Here is a 7,893-nt window from a genome sequence, read left to right as displayed (position 1 = left end):
GTTGCAGAAAGCACTCTACCTGGCAACTCTGGAAGCGACGAAAAAATGGACGATGCCGATCCGGAACTGGGGACAGGTGTACGGCGAATTATCGGTCATGTACGAAGACCGATTAGCCGATTAAGAATACCTGCGAACAAAATGAAAGGGCGGGATAATCCCCCGCCCGAAATTGACATGCCACAAATCATGTCGTATATAATAAGCAGCCGCCTGACAGCCTGAGAGCTACACTTCACTGGTCTGTCAGGCATAAATCTTATCACAGGAAATCCTATTTACAGAAATTTTTGCATACTCTCGCAAAAAATCAGAACTTTCTGTACATCCTGCAACTTGTTATACAATGTCTTGATCATCTTTTTTCTGCTGCTCCTCTATAAGCCTGTCGAACAATGCACTGATTTGAAAAGCCGCATCTTTAGCGATCTCCTCCGGTGCACGGTTCTCCATACCTACTTCAACTACAAACAATCTGTCTGATTCATCTGCTTTTCTTACTGCCATAATAAATTTCTCCTCGCATCACTGAATCTATCCAGATCCGCTGCCATGCTCGCGACCTCATCCAGAAGATTCATCCTACCATGTACCGATTATCTTATGAATCAGAAGATCGTTTCTTTGCCAAGCAGGAAATCCAGTACATTGATATGACGAATGCCGTTTTCATCCGTAAATGACGCCGGAATATCCCGACGCATAACGATTTTCTCAAAGAAATCATTCGTTAGTCGCAGAGAGTCCAGTTCACTGGTTGTCTTTTCTGTATGAGACATTTCATAGGCGGATTGGATATATACCTTTTTGTCTCCTTGATTGACAACAAAATCAATTTCCTTTTGCACCTTCTGATCTTTTCGCCTGTCGAGGACGACGCCAACATCAACGGAATATCCCTGTATAATCAGTTCATTGTACAGGATGTTTTCCATGATATGACCAGGATCAAATTGCCGGAAATTGACTCGCGCATTACGGAGTCCGATATCTGTGTAATAATATTTGTTCGGATACTGGAAATATCGTTTTCCCTTGATATCCCAGCGTTTTGCTTCGCTGATCAGAAAGGCATTCTTCAGGTATTCCAGGTAACTTGAAACAGTTTTTGGGTTGACATTCGCCTTTTTTGTACTGTTCAGTGTGTTTGCAATATTTGTGGGATTTGTCAGCGAGCTGACAGATGACGCAAGAAAGTCCAGGATATCAGAAAGTACATCAGGGCGTTCAATTCCCTCACGCTCAATGATATCCTTGATATATACCTCATTAAAAAGCTGTGCTAAATAGTCTTTTCGCTGTCGGTCTTCCTTCAGATTCAGAAGGTATGGCATTCCGCCATAAAGCATATAGCGGTCAAATGCATCTCTTTTATCTCCGCCTGCAGCTTCAAAGAGCTCCCGGAAAGAAAGAGGATATACATGGACCTGCGAAGAACGGCCGCGAAATTCTGTCACGATGTCGCTTGACAGCATTCTGGAATTGCTTCCTGTGACATACACATCAAGATTTTTGTATCCTCGCAGCTCATTCAGCATATCATAGATTGTTACCTTTTCGCCGGGCAGATCCGGATCGGGAATGGAAACAGACAGTTGAATTTCATCGATAAAGAGATAGTACTGTTGTGCGCTGTTTTGTATCTTTGCCTCGACCATACTGCTGAGAGCAATCGGGCTGCGGAATTTTACATCTTTGCGTTTATCAAGTTCGATTGTAATGATGTTCTCGGCGCTCGTCCCCTGTGACAGCAGATAGTCACGAAACAGTTCGAATAAAAGAACGGACTTTCCGCACCGCCGGATCCCGGTAATAACTTTGATCTGACCATCCCACATATAGGAAACAAGTTGGTGAAGATAAAGATCACGTTGTATCATCGGCACCTCCTGATATTACGCACTTAGGACGTAATCGTCTTAAGATCGTAATAAAAGTATAACCCATTGAGTCCTGCGGTTCAACATAAAATTACGTATTTGGGACGTAAGCGGCATAAGATAGTAATCAAATATAACACCAGGGCGATCGAAGCCGACAGATATTGAACATTCGTTTATCTTAAGTAAGCGCTCAATGTTAATTGAGCGCTTACGATTTACATCATTGTCACGTATTTTCCGCAGGAAAATTGTCGTAATGATTATATGAGGCATTCTTACCGTCTGTTATGATTTACAATTTCTTGGCAAGCTCCATCATCTGCGCGGACAGTTCAAGAAGGATCACACGGACGGAATCCCTGTCAAGCTCCCGCCCCAGAAGCAGATAGTCAGTACTGACATGAAAGTAGAGGGCAATCTCAACCAGAAGCTCCAGAGATGGTTTTCCCTGTCCGCGTTCTTTTTCAATTGAAATGGCCGTGGTTTCTCCAAAGTAAAAAGGACGCATGAAAAAACTTTCGTTTTTTCACGCGCCCTTTGATCATCCCTTGATCCTTTCATCATTTGATTGTCTGGATGGATGCTGCCACATAAGAGTACAGCTTTTTCATCTGAGAATCATTGATCGGACGGCAGATTACCCGCAGGAAGCCTGCATCGCCGGCACCGATCAGTACGCACATGGAATTGCTTTCTTCCGTTCCATACACAAGTGTGTCAAACTCATTGATCTTTGTCGGGAAGATCACAATTCCCGGAACCTGCTGCTCAATAAATACCTTGACATCATCAAGCGTCTTGCAGTCACCTACAGGGCCAAGTACCAGTTCGATTTTCTGATCTTTCTCGGCATTCTCAAATACCAGTCTGGTATCCTCCGCCAGCTCTTCCTCGGTAGGCTGTCTCTTTTCCAGGCCTTCCGGGACAACCATCTGCATGCCGAACGCATCTATATCATAAACCGTGCCGGAAAATCCCTCAGCGAGAAACATCTGCTGCATATTATCGTCCCACTTGAATTCTTCAAGTGCTGTACCGGATGTTCCTTCGGTTGCTGCTTCGGTCTGGGGTTCTGCTGCGTGAGCACACATCACTGTCGCCGCGCTTAATACACACATCATTGCTGCTAAAAATCCTTTTTTCATTTTCTATTTTTCTCCTTATATATTCTTGATATTGCTGCGTATTTATGTTGCAAAGTCTGTTTCATATTGCCTGCAACATAAATCTATACCTTCATAAAAAGGAAAATCCGCTCGAAAATGATATTTCGATAAGAGCAGCAGACTACCTCTGTCACACTTACTCCATTGAGATGCGTTCGCTGGTGGTGGATTCGCGGATGATCAGTTCGGTCGGCAGTTTTACACGTTTGATCTCGGAATGCGGATCTGCTATTTTTTCGACCAGCAGTTCACAGGCCAGGTAGCCGAGCTGGTAACGAGGCTGTTTGATGGTAGTGATTGAAGGGGTAGCCAGTTGGGAAATCTCCGTATTGTCGAACCCGATGACCAGGATATCTGAGGGTACCCTGAGATTGCAGTACTGAGCGGCTTTGATCGCTGCGGCTGCCAGGCTGTCCGAGACTGCAAAAAAGCAGTCGGGCGGATTAGGAGAGGAGAGAACCTGGACGATCGAGGTGAAGGCGAGGTCATGATTGAGCTCGGGAAGCTGGATGATCCAGGAGGCAGGCACCTCTATGTTTGCCGAATCCATGACAGACTGATAGGCTGCCAGACGGTTCTGGGCATAGCGGAATTCTAGCGGTCCGTTCACAAGGCTGATCTTCTTTCGGCCCATGGAGAGAAGATAATTGATTGCTGTTTCTGTTGCGGTATAGTCGTTGATTCCGACATAGGAAGCGGACGGGTTGTCATAATATTCACAGCACTGCACTACCGGAAGATGGGAAGTAAGGATGCTCAGGGTTGAATAGGAAAAGCTGTTGAGTACAATCAGTCCGATCGCCTTCAGGTGATCTGTAAGTCTTATGAAAGCGTCCACATTTTTCTCATTGATATCAATGGAAGTAAAGACCACCGAAAGCGAATGCATCTCGGCCGAGGCATGAATTCCGTCTATGATCTTTGAATAGAAGGGATTGGACATGGTAGGGATGTTGACAATGATGATATTGCTTTCTTCCATTACCTTATGATAGAAAAGCTGAGCTGTTCCTTCCTCCGGGACAGTCATTCCCGGCTCCGGGATTTCCGTCACCCTATTCTCATATTTATATCCCAGTTTTTCAACGGCTTGGAGAATGGTATTCCTTGTCTTCGGGCGGACCGCACATTTATTGTTCAATACTCTTGAGACGGTGGCAATAGAAACCTTTGCTTCATTGGCTACGTCACGGATCGTTACTTTTCTGCTCATGGTTCCCTCCTTCCTTTCAATGTAATTGAATCATATTTTCATAAACAAATACAAGCAAAAAACGAAACAAATGTAACAGATGCGATATGTTACATTTGTTTCACTTCCTCGCATTGCAATATTCATAATTAATCGCCATTTGTTTGGATAATATTGCCAAAATAGATGTAAATATCTCAAACGCATTGACAATTACACAGATTTTGGATAAATTTTTGTTACAGGGAAATGTAAACAAAGCAACAAAACAATGTAAATGATGTAACAAAAGAGGAGGGAGATAATGAACATCAAGATTTCCTACAATACTCTGGTCTATGCAGGCGAGGATATTGCTGACGGGATCCGCCGCCTTGCCCGGTTCGGTTATGACGGCGTCGATTTTGTCGGTGAGCCGAATAATTATGATACGGGTGAGATCCGCCGCCTGCTGAAGGAAAACAACATCGAGGCGAGTTCGATCTGCGGGATATTCACCCGTGAACGGGATTTTGTTTCAAGTGATCCGAAAATCCGCCGTCAGGCAGTGGATTACATGAAATCCTGCGTAGACTTTGCTGCCGCCATCGGTGCGAAATCCATCAGTACACAGGTGACTGCCAACATGAAGATCGATGCGGAATCCTCTCCCGAGCAGGAATGGCAGTGGGCGGTGGAAGGCCTGAAGGAAGCCGGCGCGTATGCGCGGGAGAAGAACATCCGCCTTACGCTTGAAGCGTGGAACCGATATGAGACTTACCTGATCACAAAGGTCGAACATGCATTGAAGATGGTGAATGATGTTGATCTGGATAATGTCGGGGTGATGGGCGACACTTTCCATATGAATATCGAAGAGACCAATATGGGTGATGCCCTGCGCAATGTCGGGAAAAAACTGTATTACCTTCATATCGCCGACAGCAACCGCGCGGCACCCGGCCGCGGACACATTGATTTTGAAGAGATCGCCCAGGCACTTCGCGACATCGATTATGACGGATGGATCGCCATGGAACTTCTTCCGGCCGCGGCCAATCCCTTCAGCGGGATCGTACAGGAAGAATTCTATGACCAGTACTCACAGGAGTCTGTCGAGTATCTTAGAAAACTGTTTTCATAAGAAACATACAGTGAAGATCCTTTTTCCTTCACTGGCTGGCAGATAACCAAACATATCATCAAAGGAGGAACGAAAATGAAAAAGAGAATGATGACAGTGATCGTTACAGCTTGTGCAGTTCTTGGAATGACAGTAGCTGTTTCGGCTGAAGAAGCTTCTTATTCCATTGCCGCTTCCCATGGGTACGGCGCGGTTCAGCACTGGGAGATCAAGACAGTCGGCATGCAGGATGCAGCCGAAGAATTCGGCGCGGAATTCACATACAAGTATGCTGACGGCGACCTTCAGCAGGAAGTAGATGACATTGAGAACTTCGTAGAGATGGGCGTCGATTATATCATCGTAGGTCCCTGCAATTCCGAAGGTATTGTTCCGGTCATCGAAGAAGCGCAGAGCAAGGGCGTTGCGATCGGTACCTGCGATATCGGGATCGAAGGCGTTGATGTGGCTTCTTTCGTCAGTTCCGATAACTATGGCATCGGCCAGATCGCAGCTGATTTCATTGGCGAGCAGATGGGCGGCGAAGGACAGATTGCTATCCTGACCTGGCCGGCAGCATCCGCCACAGCTGACAGAGCAGCCGGTTTCATGGACAAGCTTAAAGAGTCCTGGCCGAACATCGAGATCGTTGCCGAGCAGGACTGCAACGCCGACCGCAGCGCTTCTCTTTCTGCGGCTGAGAGCATCATCCAGGCCAATCCGGACATTCAGTTCATTTGGGGTGCCAATGCTGAAATGGCTCTGGGCGCTTATTCCGCCACACAGTCCCTGAACCGCACGGATATCAAGGTTGTTGCCGTCGATACCGACAGCGAAGTAATGGAAGCTGTTGCGAACGGTACCAACCTGGTGGCGACCGTCTCTCAGGATCCCTATACCATGGGCTACAAGGCTGTTGAGAATGCCATCAAATACCTGAACGGTGAGGAAGTGGAAGACGCCTTCATTGAGTGCGAACTGGTGACCGCTGAGAACTGCGCAGACATCGTCGCAAGAGATAACGCTTATCTGGAGAAATAAATAAAATGGGCAGGACAATTTTGAGAGCGGAAGGGATCTCCAAATCCTTTTCAAAAGTCCAGGTGCTGAAAAACGTTGATTTTGAACTGGAGGCAGCAGAGACGCATATCCTGATGGGAGAAAACGGAGCGGGCAAGTCGACTCTGATGAAGATCCTGACGGGTGTTTACCGCAAGAGCTCAGGAAAGATCTTCCTGGAAAACGAAAACGGAGATCTTGAAGAAACCGATTTCCATAACCCGAAAGCTGCGCTGGAGAAGGGGATCAGTATGGTCTTTCAGGAATTCAACCTGATGGACAATATGAGCATTGCTGAAAATATCTCCATGGGCTTTGCGCCGGCAAAGCACGGAGTAATCGACTGGAAGGCCATGAATGAGGAAGCTGTGGGCTGGATGAAAATGGTAGATCTGAATCTTCCGCCTACCACGATCGTAGGAAAATTGTCTACTGCCCAGAAGCAGTGTGTGGAGATCGCGAAATGTCTCTCTCACAATGCCAGGATCATCATTCTGGATGAACCGACTTCCAGTCTATCAGAGAAAGAGGTGCGCACCCTCTTTTCTCTGATTGACAAACTGAAAAAAGAGGGAATCAGCTTCATCTATATTTCCCACCGCATGGAGGAGATCTTCGAGATCGGAGACCGGGTAACGGTCTTCCGGGACGGAGAACAGGTCGGTGTGCGCAATATCAGTGAAACAACGGAAAACGAGCTGATCCGGCTAATGATCGGAAGAGAATTTAAAGACAAGTATTCCGATTATGACGAAACAAAAGAGCGGCAGGTAGCTATCGAAGCAGAAGGGATCATCACCTCGAAATTTGATACACCGATCGATTTTAAAGCCTGGAGCGGTGAGATTGTCGGTATCTTCGGACTGATCGGGGCCGGTCGCACAGAGCTGGCCCGCGTCCTGTTCGGAATCGATCAAAGCCCCTGCGGCGTGCTGAAGAAGGACGGTAAGATCCTTAAGCTTCGTTCCGCTTCTGACGCGATCAGCAACCGAATCGGTATGGTTCCGGAAGATCGGAAAGAACTGGGCTTAATCGTGAAACAGGATATCCAGAGCAACCTGACTATCGTCAAGCTGCGGGATTTGCCCAAGATCCTTACTTCGACGAAGAAAGAGACCCAGATCACAGAGCATTATATTGATGCCCTGTCGATCGCATGCGCCGGCAGGAAACAGCTGGTGGAAAGACTGAGCGGAGGTAATCAGCAGAAGGTGGTCATCTCCAAATGGCTCTCCCTGAAACTGGATGTCCTGATCTTGGACGAACCTACCAGAGGCGTGGATGTCAAAGCCAAGGCGGAGATCTATGAGATCATCCGGGAGCTGGCGGATCAGGGCATGTGCGTCATCATGATCTCCTCCGATCTCCCGGAAATACTTCGCGTAAGCCACCGGGTGGTCGTGATGCACGACGGAAAGATCACACTGGACGGTCTGACAAGAAACTATGATCAGGAAAAGATCATGCATGCCGCCATTAGCTGAGGGATAA

General features: G+C 46.9%; 8 protein-coding genes and 1 pseudogene. 4 read left to right on the top strand and 5 right to left on the bottom strand.

Annotation, left to right across the window (positions count from 1 at the left end):
• Window positions 1–124 (top strand): annotated as a pseudogene (locus FYJ35_RS15260) (IS256 family transposase); the annotation flags it as partial.
• Between the two features lie 215 nt (window positions 125–339).
• On the opposite strand, the gene FYJ35_RS12125 reads toward FYJ35_RS15260, so the two are convergent.
• The 5 genes from FYJ35_RS12125 to FYJ35_RS12105 form a co-directional block, all read right to left on the bottom strand.
• Window positions 340–507, bottom strand: coding sequence for a hypothetical protein (locus FYJ35_RS12125; protein ID WP_021850830.1), 168 nt, complete (start codon window positions 505–507; stop codon window positions 340–342).
• A 101-nt stretch (window positions 508–608) separates the two neighbouring features.
• Window positions 609–1,880 (bottom strand): ATP-binding protein, encoded by a 1,272-nt coding sequence (locus FYJ35_RS12120; protein ID WP_154526897.1) that lies wholly within the window; start codon window positions 1,878–1,880, stop codon window positions 609–611.
• Between the two features lie 295 nt (window positions 1,881–2,175).
• Window positions 2,176–2,391 (bottom strand): hypothetical protein, encoded by a 216-nt coding sequence (locus tag FYJ35_RS12115; RefSeq protein WP_154526895.1) that lies wholly within the window; start codon window positions 2,389–2,391, stop codon window positions 2,176–2,178.
• 52 nt (window positions 2,392–2,443) lie between these two features.
• Entirely contained in the window at window positions 2,444–3,028 is a 585-nt protein-coding gene (locus tag FYJ35_RS12110) for a hypothetical protein (protein WP_154526893.1), read from the bottom strand.
• Between the two features lie 157 nt (window positions 3,029–3,185).
• On the bottom strand, window positions 3,186–4,262 hold the full coding sequence (locus FYJ35_RS12105; protein WP_154526891.1) for a LacI family DNA-binding transcriptional regulator: 1,077 nt from the start codon (window positions 4,260–4,262) through the stop codon (window positions 3,186–3,188).
• Between the two features lie 283 nt (window positions 4,263–4,545).
• On the opposite strand from FYJ35_RS12105, the gene FYJ35_RS12100 reads away from it, so the two are divergent.
• The 3 genes from FYJ35_RS12100 to FYJ35_RS12090 all read left to right on the top strand — a co-directional run bounded on the left by FYJ35_RS12100 (window position 4,546) and on the right by FYJ35_RS12090 (window position 7,886).
• On the top strand, window positions 4,546–5,364 hold the full coding sequence (locus FYJ35_RS12100; protein ID WP_154526889.1) for a sugar phosphate isomerase/epimerase family protein: 819 nt from the start codon (window positions 4,546–4,548) through the stop codon (window positions 5,362–5,364).
• Between the two features lie 75 nt (window positions 5,365–5,439).
• On the top strand, window positions 5,440–6,384 hold the full coding sequence (locus tag FYJ35_RS12095) for a sugar ABC transporter substrate-binding protein (RefSeq protein WP_154526887.1): 945 nt from the start codon (window positions 5,440–5,442) through the stop codon (window positions 6,382–6,384).
• A 5-nt stretch (window positions 6,385–6,389) separates the two neighbouring features.
• Entirely contained in the window at window positions 6,390–7,886 is a 1,497-nt protein-coding gene (locus FYJ35_RS12090) for a sugar ABC transporter ATP-binding protein (protein WP_154526885.1), read from the top strand.
• The last annotated feature ends 7 nt before the right edge of the window (window positions 7,887–7,893 follow it).

This window comes from Porcincola intestinalis (assembly GCF_009696445.1).
GTDB classification, from domain to species: Bacteria; Bacillota; Clostridia; order Lachnospirales; family Lachnospiraceae; genus Porcincola; species Porcincola intestinalis.
This window is presented reverse-complemented; position numbering and strand designations above follow the sequence as displayed.